This is a genomic window from Granulosicoccus sp. 3-233, from assembly GCF_052681095.1.
Map to the genome: position 1 here is coordinate 332,980 of NZ_JBQYLE010000005.1, position 16,222 is coordinate 349,201.

Sequence of the window (16,222 nt, forward strand, 5' to 3'; positions counted from 1 at the left end):
TCTGGTTGAGGGGGCTCCCGGTGAGCCTGACGCTCACCGGGCAATCATCGGATTACAGATTGTCTTCAATCGTGTAGTCCCAGCGTTGCAGTGTTTCTTCGTTGGGTTCGTCGATATTCAGCAGAAAACCGGTGATGCTGTCTTCCCACTCGGATTGCAGAGGCTTGGGAAACTCCAGTGTCGAGAAAGGCCAGAGAATCAGGCTGCCCTGCTCACGCGCCTCTGTGTAGGGTGCGGCCAGTTCAGGCATGGTGGAGCGGCCACCGGTGAACGGGCTATAGGCGCCTTCGGCTTCGAGGAACACGTTGAGGTTGTCCTCGACAGTGAAGAAATCGATCCATTTGCGGGCCGCCTCCTTGTTCGAGGCATCCTTGGGAATGGCCCAGCCGGGTCCAACCAGGTCCAGCGCCAGCCCCGCATCAGTGAACGCTGAAGGCATGGGTGCGAACTGGTAGTTCAGCCCCTCGATCGACGAGAAGTTGCCGATGTTCCAGGCACCCTGGGGAAGAATGGCCACATTGCCTGCACGAAATTCCTGCGGTGCAGTCGCCCAGGGGTCCAGCCCCGCCTGCAGCTCCGGATCGAAACACTGGGCATCGACCAGATCGCGTACAGCATCCAGGGACGCATTGAAATTCTCATCGTCGACAAAACTGCGTTCGCCCGCGCCGTAGCTGGCCGCCAGATTGTCGTTCGGGTCCAGACCGTTGGCACCGACGAACAGCATTGCCGGGAAGCCACCGGCGAAGATCATCGGTGCAATGCCTTCGGCAGCCAGAGCCTGACAGGCGTCTTTCAGTTCATCGAGCGTCAGCGGTGGTTGCTCGATGCCAACCTTCGCCAGCAGATCCATGTTCACGAAATTGCCCATGCCGATGACTTCCAGCGGGAACACCAGAATGCCCTCGTCCGACGTCAGAACACTGGAAACCGCGGGTTGCATGCGCGCATACCAATCACTATCGGTACCCAGGTCGGTCAGAAATCCTGCGCCTCCCCAGAGATCGACCAATGAACTGTCCACCATGGTCACGTCCGGCGGATTGCCGGATTGCAGACGCGGTGGAATCACCTTGTCGACATCCTTGCGTGCGACGTAGCTCAGTTCGACATCGATATCCGGATTGGCAGCTTCGAAGGCCTCGATCAGTTCGGGCAAGCCTGCCGGCTCCGCTTCGTTGCCTTTCCACGCCACGACATCCAACGTCGTCTGCGAAAACGCTGCCGTGGCGAATGCCAGTGATGAACCCAACAAAAGAATACGAACCATGGTGATTTACTCCTGAGTGGATGTGCAGATTGCACACTATTTTCATGGATAGTACATTATTTTTTGAAATTGTACATTATTTTAGTTATTTCATCGTGCAATCTGATTCGAGACTCGGTATTCTCGTGGCACTCTCCTTCACTCGAACAGCAAAGGTCAGCCATGTCTCGAAAGCCCAACTTCATCCTCATCAGTTCCGACCAACAGCGCGGTGACTGCATCGGTGCCGAAGGTCGCGGTGTTCGCACTCCCGGGCTTGACCGACTGGGCGCAGCGGGCGTCAGGTTCTCGCGCTGTGTGACACCACACCCCATGTGTCAGGCCGCCCGCGCCTCGATACTCACTGGCAAGCTCCCCTACAGTCACGGGGTGCGGGACAACGGCCGTGATCTCGATGAATCGCTGGGGGCACAGGGGCTTGGCGGCAGTTTCTCGAAGGCCGGCTACGACACACACTTCATCGGCAAGGCACACCTGTCCAGCCAGCAAACCTTCGAACCGACCGGACGCCCGGAATGCTATGCCAGCGCAAAGGATTTCCCACGCGACTGGCGCGGCAGCTACATGGGATTCGACAACGTACAGATGATGCTTCGCCCTCATCACCACACCCGCTGGTCCGAGCCGCCCGAGGCCTTGCATTACGAGTACTGGCTGGACGCGGATGGCAAGGGAGGCCAGCGCTGGGATCTGGCAAAGCAGCATCTGTCTCCCGAGACCGCGCATTTCCAGACCTGGCGTTCTGCCTTGGAGGAACCCTGGCATTCCACCGCCTGGATCGGTGATCGCGCCGTGGACATGATCGAGGCCAAGGGAGATTCACCATTGATGGCCTGGGTATCCTTTCCCGACCCCCATCCGCCCTTTCTGGCGCCCCGCCCGTGGTGCGATATGTACCAGCGCGACGAGGTCTCGATTGCCAGGCATTCAACGCTCGACCTGGAACGGCGCCCGTGGTGGCACAAGGTGTTCGTGGAGGATCGCGCCAGACCGATAAAACAGGGGGCTGAGCACAATGCCGGGGGGATCGACTGGGGACAGAAAGGCGAGCTGAACGAAGCCGCCCTGCGCGATCTGACTGCCATCTATTTCGGCATGATCTCGGCCGTCGATGCGCAGGTGACGCGTATTCTGGATGCGCTCGAGGCCGCCGGCGAACTGGACAATACCTATATCGTCTATGTCAGCGATCACGGTGAATGGCTGGGTGATCACGGCTTGCTGCTCAAGGGGCCAATGCTGTATGACGGTCTACTGCGCGTACCCTGTCTGATACAAGGCCCCGGCGTACCCTCGGGTCGGGTCATCGACGACCCGGTCGGCAGTATCGACATTCTCGCCACCGCTGCCGATCTGTGTGGCATCGACACGGCGACCAACCATGGGCATTCCTGGCGGCATCTGTGGGAAGGCACTCAGAGCCGCGACTTTGCGCTATCCGAATACGAAGTCGATGCCATGCGCAGTGCTGTCGACATGGACCTGATGACCGTACGCAGCCGACGCTACCGGATGTCTACCGACCTGAAGACCGATACGGGGGAACTGTATGACATGCAGGAAGATCCCGATGAACTGATCAATCTGTTCGATGACCCGGGATACGCCTCAGTCAGACAGGAACACTTGGACATGATCCGCTCCCGGCCGGCCGACCAGATTCCGGTTTCACCGCGTGTCGGCTGGCATTGAGCGGTTTCCGCTCAGCTCACTCGCGCCGGATCATTCTCGACGCGTGTCGCCCAGTAATCCATGTCGAAGGACTCATCACCGGTCAGGTAACGCCACAGATGGATGCGATTGATCATCTCAAGCCGGCCGGTATCGTGTTCGAACCAGGGCTGTGATGCCATGAGGCGTTGATGGATCGGGTGCCGGGGTGCATCCGGATTCTTCCAGAAGATGGGCTGCTGCTCATCCAGTGATTCGGGCAAGTCGGCAGTGTCCCAGAGTCGAACCTGCGGCTCTCGAGGACACATGCGGATCTTCAGTACATAGCGCGTGTCGGGGCCACGATTGGCCCCGGCGCCGTGCCAGATACCGTGATGGAAGAAGAACACCGAGCCAGCCGGACATACAACACTCTGCTGTCCCAGGATATTCTGATATCGCCCCAGACTCATCTCGCTGACAATGCGCAGATGCGTGCCCGGCACGAAGCGTGTTCCGCCCATGTCGGGAGTAACGGCATGCGGGAAGTAGAACATCTGCACATCAAAGGCCCGGCGCAAGTCGATGGTGGAGTCCTGATGCGTATCCTGGGCACGTCCGCCGGGGAAGGTCATGTGCAGGTAGTGATGATCCACCACGGCGTTCTGCCCGACCAGGCTGGCAATGGCCCCAGCGACTTCCGGTACCTGCAATACCCTGCCGATGGCCGAGTCGGCATCATAGGCTTGCGCCAGCGGTGACCCTGGCGAGACTTCCGGTACCGCCCGCTCACGCATCAGGCGCTGCGAGTGATCGCGCGGGGATTCATCCGGCAATTCGCTCATGGCCTGCATGAAGTGCTGATTGACGGCATCCGGCACCACGGCATCAAAGCGCAGCAGACCGGTAGCGGCAAAATCCGCCATCTGCAGTGTGGTCAGTTTTTGCATGTCTGTTTCCTCGTCTGTTCTGAGCGGCTACAGCTCGACCAGCTTTTCGAAAAAGAACTCGAATTTGAGATAGGAAGTGGTGAATTCACTGCCCGGCACATGTGCCTCGATAGGGCTGGCCTGAATCAGACGCCATCCATCCTGCAAGGCCGCCAACCCGGTTTCATAAGGCGGCTCCGACGAATCGCCCGGTTCGCCCGGCTGCTGTCCGGTTCCATCGTAGCGGGCCCAGCCGATAACGGCCGAATCCAGCGCAGAGCTTTTCAGATACAGAACCAGAACCTGCTGCAGTGTCGACATGAAATTCAGTTGCTCCCGAATGGCTTTACATGGTGGCAAGACACAAGACTGACCTTGATGAGACTGACTCAAGCTGCCGGGCTTTGCTGCACCGCCTGCCGCTCGCGAAACCAGATGAACAGTCCGCTGCTGACGATGATCAGCGTGCCGATGATGGTCTTCTGGTCCGGCGTCTGGCCGAACACAAGCCAGCTCAGCACAGCGATGTAGATTATCTGAGAATAGACGACTGGCGCCAGCACCGAAGCTTCGGCATGACGATGAGCATTGCTCAGGCACGAGTGGCCGATGATGCCAAGACTGCCGATCACGACAATGACACCCCAGGTCAGGAGGTTTTCCGGCCATACCCAGTTCATCAATGCCACCGGTGCCAGCAGCACCGTGGCGATACCGGCGACATAGAACTGTACGGTGGCATTGGAGTCCACCCCCGCCGCCAGACGGCTCATGACGAAATACCCACTGGCACAACCCATCGCGGCCAGCGACAGCAGGATCGCCGGCTCGAATCTCTGGCTCCAGGGTTCGACAATGATCAGCACGCCGAGGAAGCCGGTCATGACGGCCAGCAATCGCCGAATGCCCACCTTTTCACCCAGAATGGGAATGCTCAGCAGACACACGGTCAGCGGCGTCACGAAGAAAATGGCAATGGCCGTGGTCAGCGGCAGATACTGCAATGCCGTGAAATTGAAACAGGTGGCAGCGAGCAGAAACAATGCACGCAAGGACTGCACGGCCGGTTTGTTGGAGCGAACCATGGCAGTGCCGTGCTTCGGCGCATACACCAGCACCGTGCAGATGAAATGTCCCAGATAGCGCAACCAGGCCACTTGCAGGGCAGGAATGGCGGCAGCCACCAGCCACTTTGCCGAGGTGTCCATGCCGGCAAAGCACAGAAAGGCGAAGAGCATCAGGCTATAGCCCAGAGTGAGAGCAGACACAGGCAGTCGTAGACGAATCAGAGGCGCTTGGGCAGATAACTTGTCGAGATGGCCGAGGAAAAATGCATCAGGGCAAGCACGAAGAAAAATGCATGGAACGGCAACAACATTAACACGGCGCTCACCAGGAGTGGAGTCAACAGCTCGGAGGCCTCGCGCCAGGTGGAGAATACCGAGGTCATGGCGACCCGTTCATGCGCCTTGACCGAGCGCATGAACGGAATATTGCCCAGCACATCCAGCAGAACACCACCCACGGCCCCGCTCACCCAGAACAGGATGCCGACAGGGTGTGGCGGGCCGACCAGACCCAGCCCCACCAGGCTGATGCCGGTAATGCTCAAACCGGTGTAGATGACCTGCCGCGTCCCGAAGCGATCGGAGACTCGGCGAATGACCGGGCTGAAGAACAGCATGGCTGACACCGCCGACAGCAGCACCCCCGCTGACCAGACCGGCAGACCCGCCTCCACCAGGTAGATGGGTCCGTACACATACAGGGCCACCCAGTAACAGGAACGGCTGACCGTAATGCCATAGGCGATTCGCAAGCGCTTCTGTCCCCAGTATCGCTTGATTGCAAACCAGGGGTTGCGAGCCTGGGAACGCGCCTGGCGTACCACCTGATCGTCCCCCAGCCGCAGGCGCCAGAAGAAAGCCAGCATGAGCAGCGCGGCAAGAATGGACAGCAGGAACGGCAGGTTGACATGCCCCTGTTGAACCAGCCATGACCCCAGGGCCGGCCCGATCAGCCAGGCCAGCCCGGTGTATTGAGTGCGACGGGATTCATTGAGGGTCAGATCCTTCTTGCCAATGTAATCCATGATGTACAGGGACAGGCAGACGGTATAGACCGAGGCGGCCGCCGAGCGCAAGCCGATGCCCAGCGGCAGCAAGACGGTGGAACGCGAATACAACAGGACGGCGGCCAGCATCACGAAACTGCCTCCCAGAGTCACCACCCAGCGGCGGTGCAGGAAGCGCTCGATGGTGCCCACATTGAGGGTGATGCTCAAGGTCAACAGACCTCCCAGCAGATAGGCCAGAGCAACATTCTCCTTGCTGCCGAGAGTCTCCAGCGCCACGAGAGGCACGATACTGACAAGCACCGAACGGGAGAAACCTTCAATGGCGGACATTCGTGCCAGATTCAGGCTGGTGCTGCCGGATAGTTGACTCAGCGCTTCCGGGCGACGGTGAAACATGGGCTGAACGGGCTGGCACAGTGAAGGGCTACCGACCGTATACTAGACAGCAGCTCTGTGTATTCCGACTATCCTGATTGCGGCACCCGGTGTCTCTATCAGAATATCGGGACAGTAACCAACAACTGTGGCGTGATCAGCCGCCGCGCCCTGCCCTTCTGCCACCGCACTTCCCGGAGCCGCCATGTTTCCGAAAAAGACCATCCGCTTTCTCAAGGAACTGTCCAGCAACAACAATCGCGAGTGGTTTGCACTCAACAAGTCCCGCTACGAAGATGATGTGCGAACGCCTGCTTTGAACTTCATCGAAGCCATGGAGCCATCCGTCAAGCAGCTCTCGCCCTATCTGGATTGCACCGCGAAAAAGGTCGGTGGTGCACTGATGCGAGTGCATCGCGATACTCGCTTCGGCAAGGACAAGACCCCGTACAAGACCAATATCGGTATCCAGTTCCGGCATGTGCGCGGCAAGGACGTTCACTGTCCAGGCTACTATGTGCACATCGAGCCCGGCGACGTCTTCTTCGGGGCGGGCATCTGGAAACCCGACAGTGCCAATGTGCTGGCCATCCGCACCCTGATCGACGAGCATCCTCGCGAATGGCGCGCCCTGAAGAAAAAGGTGTTCGGCAAGAGTGACTTCGCGTTGTCCGGAGATTCCTTGAAACGAGCGCCAAAGGGGTTCTCGCCGGAACATCCCGAGATCGAAGACCTGAGGCGCAAGGATTTCATCGCCGTGCTGACGCTACCGGCAAGCGCCATTCACAAGGCAGACTTTACCTCGCAGATTGCAGCTCACATGAAAACCACCGCACCACTGATGAAATTCCTGTGCGAAGCCAACGACCTGATGTTCTGACCCTGACCCGCCCGACTTCACTCATCACCACCGCCCGGACAACCGTATGAACCTGCACCCCAGAATCGCTGCCGACACGCTGCCCGTGTGTATCACGCCAGACGCACATGTGCGGCTGATGAATGACAATCGCTGGCCATGGCTGTTGCTGATTCCGCTGCAGGAGCATATCGAGGAACTGCATGATCTGACCCATGAGCAACGCGATCGCTTCATGGCCGACGTCAATCAGGTCAGTCGCGTGTTGCAGCGGTTTACACAGTGCAAGAGCGTGAACGTGGCCATGCTGGGCAATGTGGTCTCGCAACTGCATTGCCATGTTGTGGCACGGGACGACAATGACCCCAACTGGCCGGGAACTGTCTGGGGCTTTGGAACAGCGGTCCCCTACGAGCCCGGACAGGCAGACGAGCTACTGGCAACCGTGCGCAAGTCATTCAAATGATACGAGCCCTGCCTGCAGCCGTGGCCTGCCGCTCTCCCGCAAAGCTTGCGCCCGACAGAGCTTCGATAGTATAAAAGATCGACGGCGACTGCAGGAAGTCAACCCTAATTCCTGCCCAGCGGCTATGCTAGGCAGCCAGTTCAAACTCAGTCGAGGCACCGACAGTTGGCATTTCAGTACTACCTGACAGCTTCCCCGGGTTTCAGCACAGCGTCGAAGCAGTGAACACTCTGCCCGAGCCTGAACCAGAGAAGCAGCACTTGCACCACCTGCAAGGAACTCTGCGAGTCGCCGCCCACCGGGGCAGCGGCCGGGTCCCGGCCACTCGCGCATGCCTGTCTGCATTCGGGACGGCACACCCCTGACATGTATCGCGTGCTCCGCCAACTGTTGCTCAGCGCTGCCATTCTGTCATGGCCTGCCGTCTCGACGCTGGCCGTCGAGCCCATTACCGTTGCCGATGCCTCGCTCTCTGCAGCCTTCTACTCCGACAGCTCCTGCCTGCTGACCATCGATTCCAACGCCCAGGCTGGCAAGACGGTCATCGACGCCAATGTCGATGGCGAAGCGTCCCGCATGCTCATCCATTGCGATACGGTGGACGGACGGCGTCTGACCTTGCTGGCCCGTGGTGATGCGCTCAATGTTGCCCAGCGCGCCCCCTTGCTGTCACGTGAGGAAATCGAGGAAGGCGAATTGGGCATGATTGCCTGGCTGACGCGCAGTGGCGTTCACTATGCCGACGATTCCGCGCCACGTCGCTATGTCATCGCCGGCAGTGTCATGTTGAGAAAGTCTCCTCCGGTTCAGGTCGCAGGCAGTGCCCTGCACAGCCAGCGACATGCCTTCGGTCGTGTGGTCGGCATCCTCGAACCCCTGCTCAAGTCCAAGAGCTCGGGTATCTCGGCCACCTTGCCGCTGACAGGCAGTCAGGAAGAATCGGAGCCGGTTGCCGATGAGAGCAGTGCCGACACGGCGACTGAAGAGGCAACAGAGTCCGAATCGACGGCGGAGCCATCCGAGGACGATCCACCCGAGACCGACACGGATGAAACCAGCGCACCCGAGCCTGCCAGGGACGGTTGACGCTCAGGCCGGGCACGGGGATCGAGCTGCCCCTGTCACCGCCACCCGATGCAGCCGCACACATCGCGGTGCCGACCCATTGGCATTCGTCCTGCAGCGAAACGATCTCAACGATTGACCGGACTGATGCTGCGCAGGACATCGGGCACCCGTGTCAGCAGCTGCTCGGCACTGATCGGATATTGCAGATCGCTCGCAGCCTGACCATGCAACCAGACGGCTGCACAGGCCGCTTCGAACGCCGGCATGCCCTGTGCCATCAAGGAGGCGATGACCCCCGCCAGCACATCCCCGGCCCCGGCAGTCGCCAGCCACGGCGGAGCATTGGCACTGATGGCGGCCCGACCATCGGGCGCCGCGATGACCGTATCCGCCCCCTTGTAGACAAGCACCGCAGAGGTCCGCCGTGCTGCCTGCCTGGCTAGATGCAGGCGTGAAGCGGATTCCCCGGGCCTGTCCTCTGCCGACAGCTCGGGGAACAGGCGACGGAACTCCCCGCCGTGCGGCGTCAATACCGCCATGCCGGCGGCCTCTTGCAGCTGCTGGAACAGAGAGCGCCGATCCTCGGCATCCGTCCAGCACGACAGCGCATCGGCATCCAGTACACAGCGCTTGCCCGCTGCCAGTGACTCCAGTGTGCAGCCTCGGGTGTGCTCATCCACCCCATTCCCCGGGCCGACTACCACGGTATTGATGCGGGAGTCCTGCAACAGCTCCCGCCACTGCGATACCGTGTCGCAGTGCTTGAGCATGACCGCCGTCAGGTGGGCGGCATTGACCGCCAGTGCCTGCTCCTGACTGGCCAGAGTAACCAGCCCGGCACCACAGTAAAGCGCCGCATGCGCGCTGAGCCTGGCCGCACCGGTGGACACCATGGGCCCACTTCTCACTAGTACATGACCACGATCGAACTTGTGTCCATCGTTGGACAGCACCGGCAGCTCCGCCTCAAAGGCAGCCGGCTCGTTCAACTGGCAGACAGGCCAGGCAGGATCGAGTTGCGCATCACCCAGACCAATCTGTGCCAGCGTCTTGTCTCCACACAAGGCACGTCCCGGATACAGGAAGTGCGCGGGTTTGAAAAGGAAGAAGGTGACCGTTGCCGTCGCTTCGATGCAGGCGCCAGACACCTGATGGGAATTGCCGTCGAGACCACTCGGCACGTCCACTGCCAGCACCCTGGCAACCGACGCATTGACCAGAGCAACTACCTCGGCCAGTACGCCCTCCAGAGGACGCGACAAGCCAGCTCCGAACAGGGCATCCACGATGACATCAGCCCGCGCAATCAGCTCCGCAAGCGAAGGAGGCAGTTGCGACTCATCCAGACGACAGTGGTGCGTCTCTCCCTGCCAGTCGGCGAACGCGCGCTCGGCATCACTCGCTGCGTCACCCTGCGTGGCTGGTGACGGGTCCGAGCGAGACACGAATCGCCACAGGCAAACCCTGTGCCCCTGTTCATGCAGGGCTCTGGCAGCCACCGCACCGTCACCGCCGTTGTTGCCGGGCCCGGCCATGACCAGAACACGACCCGGTCGAGCAACCAGCAGATCGATGGTCGCAGCAGCAACCGCCTCGCCGGCAGCTGTCATCAACGCGAAGCTGTCGAGCCCCTGTGCCACTGCACGAGCATCGACGGCCTGCATCTGGGCGGCACTCAACAATCGCGTCGGTGACTCCTGCACATCCTCAGCACGGCAAGCGAGCCTTCGGTCAACGCTGTTCGGGCGAGTGCGATACATTTCACCGACCTCCTGATCGAGCTTCGGCTAGTTCCTGATCACACCGCCTTCGTGCAACAGGGCATGGATTCGGGCACGGGTCTGCGGGGTTTGAGCCAATCGGATGAAGGCGGCGCGTTCCCGGTCGTACATCTCCTGTTCCGTCGCCGTACCGGACTCGCCCTCTGCACGACAGATTACCGAGGCAATCTGCATGGCCACGCTCTTGTCGTGGGGCATGAAATCCCCCCGCTCGATACCGGCGTCCATGAAAGCCGTCATGCGCTCCAGAATGTCACCACCGGCCAATTCGAACTGTGGCTCGTCGGGTCTGTGATAATCGACACTCAGTTCCTCCAGCGCCTGCAGCGAACGACGGTACAGACGATCGCGATTCATGACCGAGAGATCTTCTCCAGGCTTGTAATATTGAAGTTTCCCGGCCAGCTTCGGCGATGATGCCGTGGCTCCGTAGCCCAGGTTCATCCAGGCTTTCCAGGCTGCCTCCTGCCAGTCACCCGTTTTCTGGTACCAGCGCCAATAGGTTTCCTTGACACCACCACCAGCGGGCAACAGCCCTACTCCGCTCTCGACCAGTCCCACTACGCTGTTGCTGTGCATCACGCGCTGATCGCAATGCAGCAACACCTCGAAGCCGCCGCCCAGCGCCAGACCGGAAGGCGCGCCGACCACGGGAACCGGCGCGTACTTGAGCGCTCGTACCGCCTGCTGAAATCGCGCCAGGAAGGCATCGATTCCGGTCCAGTCGGCCGCATCGATCATGGCCAGAAATGCATTCAGATCGACGCCTGCCGAGTAATGTTGAGCATCGTTGTGAATCAGTATGCCGCGCCCGGCATTCTCGGCGGCAAAGGCCACCATCTCCATCGATTCATCCGTCAGCGCATTGGCCTTGGAATGAAACTCGACCAGTCGGAAATCGTTCTCGATGGCGTACACACTGGCAGCGCGGTTCTGCTGCAGAACCGGTGTCACGCGGCGTTGCAGATGAAAGCGCACCACGCCTTCCGGCAGATCGACAGGCTGCATCTCGCCATCGGCATGCTGCACCATCAGACGACCTTCGTCTTCCGCATAGAAGGGCCTGGCACGCTGCAAGGCAGCAGGCACCGGTTGTCCACAGGCCTGCAACAAGGCAGCCACGCGATCCGCACCCAGTGCGTCGATCATTTCGAAAGGGCCACGAATCCAGTTGAAGCCGAGCTTCATTGCATCGTCGATGTCCTGCGCCGAGTCGCAGACATCGCCCAGCAGACTGGCGGCATACCCCAGCACCCGGCCCAGCACATTCTGGCAGAAGCGCGCATCGCGGTCCGACTCGCCTTCGTCCGAGGCAACCAGATCCAGCAGCGGTTCCTGCTGGTCGGCGATGGCAGTCGCCGCCTTGAGGGCGCGGGCCGGCAGCTCGTCACTGGCGGCACGATAATCGCCGGTGGCGAGATCTCTTGCCAGTCGCTGTCCGTCAGCGCCACGCCGGTAGAATCCCCCACCGCCCTTCTGTCCGGTCAGGCCTGCCTCGATCAGGGAGTTGATCAGCTCGCTCTCTGCACCCACCGCGTGGAAGGCATCGCCCTCCGGCAAGATGCTGCGCAGCGAGCGAACCACATCCCTCATCAGATCGATACCGATCAGATCGTACAGACCGAACACCCCCGTCTTGGGTATTCCCATCGGCCGGCCCATCAGGGCATCTGCACGCTCGATGGGCAGGTTCAGGGACACGGCTTCGTCAATGCCGACCTGCAGCGCGAATACGCCTACCCGATTGCCCAGAAACCCCGGCGTATCGTTGCAGCGCACCACGCCCTTGCCGAGCTCGCGATCGTTGAAGTCAGCCAGTTTCTGCATGACGGCGGCATCGGTTGCAGCGCCGCGTACCAGTTCCAGCAGCCGCATATAGCGCACCGGATTGAAATAATGCGTGATGGCAAAGCGCCGCTGAAAGCTCTCCGGCATGTTCTCGACCAGCAGGCTGATGGGAATCGTCGAGGTATTGGAGGTCACGATGCAGTCCTCGCTGATCAAGGCATCCAGCCGCTGGTACAGCTCCCGCTTGATGTCCAGGCGCTCCACCACCGCTTCGATGATCCAGTCGGCCTCGGCCAATTTGTCAAAATCATCGCGAGTATTGCCAACCGTGATCAGCGCTGCGGCATCGGGATGCATCAGCGCCGGCGGATCGGATTTCAGCAGACGGTTCAGCGCCGCCTGGCTGATACTGTTGGCATCCGACTCACCGGGCAGATCCAGCAACAGTACGCGATGACCAGCATTCGCAATCTGTCCTGCGATTCCCGAGCCCATGGTGCCTGAGCCAATGACTGCAATGTTCCTGAACATCGTTTATCCATTCCGCTGAGTGGGCGCAGCCTCGAGACTGCAGACACCGATTATAGCGCGGCCGCCGGCTCCCCATCGAGTCGCTCGGGCAGATGAACATCCACCTGCGGATAGGGAATGCCCACGCCCGCTTCGTCGAACCGCTGCTTGATCCGCTCATGCAGATCGAAATGCAATGGCCAGTAGTCGGCAGTGGCAACCCAGGGACGGACAGCAATGTTCACCGATGAGTCGGCCAGCGCCAGCACCCCGATCTGTACCGGTTTGTGGGCCTCGAGTACCCGTTCGTCACTCTCGACGATCTCGCGCAGCAGCCGCTTGACCTGCTGCAGATCACTGTCATAGCTGACGCCGATGACCAGATCCAGGCGCCGCGACGAAGATGTGGAATAGTTGGTGATGGGCCCGCCCATGATGCTCGAGTTCGGCACGGTGATGGTGCGCTGGTCAGGTGTCACCAGGGTCGTACTGAAGACGGTGATCTCCCTGACGGTGCCGGACACGCCGCCGGCTTCGATATAGTCTCCGACCTTGCAAGGACGAAACGACACCAGCAGCACGCCGGAGGCAAAATTCGACAAGGAGCCCTGCAGCGCCAGACCGATGGCCAGACCCGCCGCACCGATGACGGCAATGAACTGCGCGGTGGGAATGCCCAGCTGCGACAGCGCAGCGATGATGACCAGCATCAGCAACACCATGTACAGGATATTGCTCACGAAGCCGCCTACCGTGGGGTCGATGCCCCGCTGGCTCATGAGGCGGCTCCCCAGGTTGACCAGACGGCGAGCCATCCACTTGCCGACGAAGAAGATCAGCAGTGCGGCGATCAGATTCAACCCATATTCGCGCGCCAGTGTCGGCACTGCCTCAACGTAATTCACCCAATCCATCAATTACAGCCTGTCGTTGTCGCGAGTCCGGGTGGATTGTAGTAGGCCGCCACCCGGTTTGCGAAAACCGGTAAACGCTACAGGGTCTCGACCTCGACCGGCAGTGACTGCGGCGGCAGACTAATCGACCACGGTGGCCATGGCCACGAAGGACGAGGTGTGGGCGACATGTGGCAGAGCCGACAGCTTCTCTCCCAGAACCAGCCGGAAGGCGTTGATATCGGCAGTTCGAATCTTCACCAGGTAGTCGAAGGGTCCGGCGATCAGGTGCAGCTGCTCGATTTCCGGTATCTTGCGAGCCGCCTCGTTGAAGGCATCCAGGGCTGACAGTTTGGTGTCATTGAGCTTGACCTCCACGAAGGCCACATGCCCCAACCCCAGCTTTTCGCTGTCCACGATGGCCTTGAAGCCCAGGATGTAGCCTTCAGCCTCCAGTCGCTTGACTCTCGCCGCACATGGGGTCTTGGTCAGGCCGACACGCGACGCCAGCTCCGTCAGCGTTATTCGGCCCTCCGTCTGCAAGATGGAAATGATCACACGGTCGAATTGATCTAGCATGAGGGCCTCATCCGTTTACGACAGCACTTCAGAATACTCTTGTCGGTTACACTCATTCCACCCCGATCATCAAACAGCAGTTTAGTACCGCATGCACCTGCCTTCAGCATCACCGAACCGCCTGATGATTGTCGGAGCACTTCATGTAGACGACATTGCCACAACTTGCAGCCCACTGATAGCCCAGGCTTCCAACCCTGTGACCTGGGCGCACCATATAGGGGGTGTGGCAGCCAATGCGGCATTTTCCGCCAGAGAAATCGCCCACTCTGCCAGGCAGATCGGTTTCTGCGCAGCCACCGGCAACGATGCGGTGGCCAATCAACTGGAACAGGCCCTGATTACCGCCGGACTGGACGCCTGTCTGCAGCGGCTGCCGGACTACCCTACGGGTCGCTACACGGCCATCATGAACCATGACGGAGAACTGCACATCGGCCTGTCCGATGTTGCCCTGGCGGAGCGCCTCGAAGCCGACTGCGTTCCACTGGGTAGTGAAGCGGATCCCTGCCAGGCGCTGCTGATGGATGCCAATCTGTCCGCAGACTGCCTCGCCAGGCTCGCCCGGCGGGCCGCTGGCATGGGAATCGCCGTGGCGGCCATGAGCGTCTCACCAGTCAAGTCCCGACGACTGCTGCCTCTGGCATCACACATCGATCTGCTGTTCGTCAATCGCCGCGAGGCCATTGCCCTGATCGACCGCAATGTGTCGCTGGACCTGCCGATCGAGCAATTGGCTGACGGTTTGTCTGAACTCGGCTTCCGGCAGTTCATCCTGACCGATGCCACCGATCCCGTGCTGGTGCAAGACGGGAGCACACGACAATGCATCCCCGTCCCTGCCACGGAAGATCGGGTGTCGGTCAATGGTGCCGGTGATGCGTTGGCAGGTGCCTGCTTTGCTGCCTGGTGCGACGGCCTGACACTGGCTGATGCCGTGCGCACGGTGGGATTGAAGCAATCTGTCAGTGTGGTCAGCGGTGAACGTCGGCCGCCGACGGTCAACGGCTGACAGCATCCTCGTAAAGCTTCCAGTCTCTAGAGGCGATGGCGAGTGAACATCGCCTGCCGGAACCACTCGCTGATCCAGGCAATGACCTTGTCGCGATCCTCTTTCAGGATCAGCGTATGGTCTGCCTCCTGAATGTAGCGCTCCTGCAGGTGCGGATCGTCCCGCAAGTCCGGGAACATGGCACCCAGCTGCCCTTCGTAGGTGTAGGTGTCGTGTTCGCTGCCGGTATAGATGAACAGCAGATCGGTGTCAGCCTGGCACAGGCTCTGCAGAATCGCTGCCGTTTCTGCCTGAGGGGGTATGTGGCGATAATCGTTGTCAAGCTGCAGTAGTTCCAGGCGCTCCTGGTCTGTCAGCGTTTCCACATCGACTGACGCCGACGAGGTGCTCACCGCGGTAGCCGCGGGTTGTCGCGGCAGCAGGCGTCGCAACAATCGGCCAGCACCGTTTCGCAGTTTCTGCCAGACAAACAGCCGCGGCATATAGAATCTCAGAATCCGGTAGAACCGGAAACGACCGGCCGGATAGGCGTAACCGTTGAGCAATACAACGCCGACGACGCGAGGATCCTGCTGTGCCGTGGCCAAAGCATCGTCGGCTCCGGAACACAGCCCCAGCAGTACAAATCGCTGCTTGCCGTGATGTGCCTGCAGATAATCCATGGCCTGCGTGACTTCACGAACGGGACGTTGCCGGTAGTCCCCACCCAGGCTGCTGGGTTCGCTGTCACCGGCCCCCGAAAGATCGAATCGCAGCCCCGCGACACCCTGTGCAGCCAGACTTCGGGCAAGCTCCACATGCAGCCGTGTCGGCCCGATGTGGTGCAGCAGGCCTGCCGTCAGAAACAGCGCACAAGCTTGCTCATGGTGCTCGCCGGAGGCTTCAGTGAATACACCGGTCAACTGGCAATCCGTACCGAAGGTGCAGGCCGTTTCCCGAGCATGAACAGTCGTGTTTGCCATGGC

The 16,222-nt window shown here is 60.4% G+C and carries 15 protein-coding genes; 5 read left to right on the plus strand and 10 right to left on the minus strand.

From position 1 onward, the window contains the following. Positions 1-52: 52 nt before the first annotated feature. Positions 53-1,270: an ABC transporter substrate-binding protein gene (locus ACUNV4_RS15565; protein ID WP_430879503.1), complete on the minus strand. Its 1,218-nt coding sequence runs from the start codon at positions 1,268-1,270 to the stop codon at positions 53-55. Positions 1,271-1,432: 162 nt separating this feature from the next. On the opposite strand from ACUNV4_RS15565, the gene ACUNV4_RS15570 reads away from it, so the two are divergent. Then, positions 1,433-2,962 carry a sulfatase family protein gene (locus tag ACUNV4_RS15570; protein ID WP_430879504.1) on the plus strand — a complete coding sequence of 510 codons (1,530 nt, stop codon included), beginning with the start codon at positions 1,433-1,435 and terminating at the stop codon, positions 2,960-2,962. 11 nt (positions 2,963-2,973) lie between these two features. Here ACUNV4_RS15570 and ACUNV4_RS15575 read toward each other — a convergent pair whose 3' ends face one another. The 4 genes from ACUNV4_RS15575 to ACUNV4_RS15590 all read right to left on the minus strand — a co-directional run bounded on the left by ACUNV4_RS15575 (position 2,974) and on the right by ACUNV4_RS15590 (position 6,322). Continuing rightward, on the minus strand, positions 2,974-3,870 hold the full coding sequence (locus ACUNV4_RS15575) for a phytanoyl-CoA dioxygenase family protein (RefSeq protein ID WP_430879505.1): 897 nt from the start codon (positions 3,868-3,870) through the stop codon (positions 2,974-2,976). A 27-nt stretch (positions 3,871-3,897) separates the two neighbouring features. After that, the gene (locus ACUNV4_RS15580) at positions 3,898-4,170 is read right to left on the minus strand and encodes a hypothetical protein (protein ID WP_430879506.1); all 273 of its coding nucleotides are present in this window, start codon (positions 4,168-4,170) and stop codon (positions 3,898-3,900) included. A 68-nt stretch (positions 4,171-4,238) separates the two neighbouring features. After that, on the minus strand, positions 4,239-5,117 hold the full coding sequence (locus ACUNV4_RS15585) for a DMT family transporter (protein ID WP_430879507.1): 879 nt from the start codon (positions 5,115-5,117) through the stop codon (positions 4,239-4,241). A 17-nt stretch (positions 5,118-5,134) separates the two neighbouring features. After that, a complete protein-coding gene (locus ACUNV4_RS15590; protein ID WP_430879508.1) occupies positions 5,135-6,322 on the minus strand; it encodes an MFS transporter in 1,188 nt (395 codons plus the stop codon). Positions 6,323-6,506: 184 nt separating this feature from the next. On the opposite strand from ACUNV4_RS15590, the gene ACUNV4_RS15595 reads away from it, so the two are divergent. The 3 genes from ACUNV4_RS15595 to ACUNV4_RS15605 all read left to right on the plus strand — a co-directional run bounded on the left by ACUNV4_RS15595 (position 6,507) and on the right by ACUNV4_RS15605 (position 8,712). Further along, the gene (locus ACUNV4_RS15595) at positions 6,507-7,181 is read left to right on the plus strand and encodes a DUF2461 domain-containing protein (protein ID WP_430879509.1); all 675 of its coding nucleotides are present in this window, start codon (positions 6,507-6,509) and stop codon (positions 7,179-7,181) included. Between the two features lie 46 nt (positions 7,182-7,227). Further along, the gene (locus ACUNV4_RS15600) at positions 7,228-7,626 is read left to right on the plus strand and encodes an HIT family protein (protein ID WP_430879510.1); all 399 of its coding nucleotides are present in this window, start codon (positions 7,228-7,230) and stop codon (positions 7,624-7,626) included. A 366-nt stretch (positions 7,627-7,992) separates the two neighbouring features. Next, a complete protein-coding gene (locus ACUNV4_RS15605; protein WP_430879511.1) occupies positions 7,993-8,712 on the plus strand; it encodes a hypothetical protein in 720 nt (239 codons plus the stop codon). A 107-nt stretch (positions 8,713-8,819) separates the two neighbouring features. Here ACUNV4_RS15605 and ACUNV4_RS15610 read toward each other — a convergent pair whose 3' ends face one another. From ACUNV4_RS15610 to ACUNV4_RS15625, 4 genes are all read right to left on the minus strand, one after another. Next, complete coding sequence (locus ACUNV4_RS15610; RefSeq protein ID WP_430879512.1) at positions 8,820-10,454, minus strand: NAD(P)H-hydrate dehydratase; 1,635 nt, start codon at positions 10,452-10,454, stop codon at positions 8,820-8,822. 27 nt (positions 10,455-10,481) lie between these two features. Beyond that, complete coding sequence (locus ACUNV4_RS15615) at positions 10,482-12,794, minus strand: 3-hydroxyacyl-CoA dehydrogenase/enoyl-CoA hydratase family protein (protein ID WP_430879513.1); 2,313 nt, start codon at positions 12,792-12,794, stop codon at positions 10,482-10,484. 50 nt (positions 12,795-12,844) lie between these two features. Next, on the minus strand, positions 12,845-13,687 hold the full coding sequence (locus ACUNV4_RS15620) for a mechanosensitive ion channel family protein (protein WP_430879514.1): 843 nt from the start codon (positions 13,685-13,687) through the stop codon (positions 12,845-12,847). 120 nt (positions 13,688-13,807) lie between these two features. Beyond that, positions 13,808-14,245, minus strand: a complete 438-nt coding sequence (locus ACUNV4_RS15625; RefSeq protein WP_430879515.1) for an Lrp/AsnC family transcriptional regulator — start codon at positions 14,243-14,245, stop codon at positions 13,808-13,810. 91 nt (positions 14,246-14,336) lie between these two features. Here ACUNV4_RS15625 and ACUNV4_RS15630 point away from each other — a divergent pair, with 91 nt between their 5' ends. Then, positions 14,337-15,257, plus strand: coding sequence for a PfkB family carbohydrate kinase (locus ACUNV4_RS15630; RefSeq protein ID WP_430879516.1), 921 nt, complete (start codon positions 14,337-14,339; stop codon positions 15,255-15,257). A gap of 26 nt (positions 15,258-15,283) precedes the next feature. Here ACUNV4_RS15630 and ACUNV4_RS15635 read toward each other — a convergent pair whose 3' ends face one another. Further along, positions 15,284-16,219: an alpha/beta fold hydrolase gene (locus ACUNV4_RS15635; protein WP_430879517.1), complete on the minus strand. Its 936-nt coding sequence runs from the start codon at positions 16,217-16,219 to the stop codon at positions 15,284-15,286. Positions 16,220-16,222: the final 3 nt, after the last annotated feature.